General features: G+C 32.6%; 1 protein-coding gene. It reads right to left on the bottom strand.

Features of this window, described 5'->3' with window-relative positions; genetic code table 11:
• Positions 1 to 76: 76 nt before the first annotated feature.
• Positions 77 to 199, bottom strand: a complete 123-nt coding sequence (locus tag ACECE_RS32705; RefSeq protein WP_456049038.1) for a hypothetical protein — start codon at positions 197 to 199, stop codon at positions 77 to 79.
• Positions 200 to 426: the final 227 nt, after the last annotated feature.

Genomic DNA, 426 nt, shown 5'->3' with positions numbered 1-426 from the left:
AGAATTATGTGTAGTATTTTAGGTATTAGAATAGAAACAACCAAAATAAAATTGAATAGATAGCAATACAGCTATTCTACCGGGAGTAATCCCGGTTTTTATTTTTACTCGAAATTAATGTTTTATACGTAAGTGCTTCAAAACATACCGTAGTGTAATTAACAACTACTTCTGTTATGCTTTCTGATATAAAACTCATGAAGTCAGGAGGCATTTTAAAATGGCACAAAGAAAATCCGAGACAATATGGAAGCAGACAATTTTAGATTGTAAAGCCAGTGGCTTATCTGCTAGGCAATGGTGTGAAAAATAATATAAAATTGTCAACCTACAAATATTGGCTTACAAGACTCAATAAGCAAAAGAACTCAGCAACAGATATATGCTGGGCAGAAATGAAAATTCCAGAAGAAGTGATAAGGCATC

The organism is Acetivibrio cellulolyticus CD2 (genome assembly GCF_000179595.2).
GTDB lineage: Bacteria > Bacillota > Clostridia > Acetivibrionales > Acetivibrionaceae > Acetivibrio > Acetivibrio cellulolyticus.
This window is presented reverse-complemented; position numbering and strand designations above follow the sequence as displayed.

Excerpts from the sequence above, each read along its gene's own strand:
- ACECE_RS32705 (WP_456049038.1), bottom strand. The coding sequence starts at position 199 with ATGAGTTTTATATCAGAAAGCATAACAGAAGTAGTTGTTAATTACACT.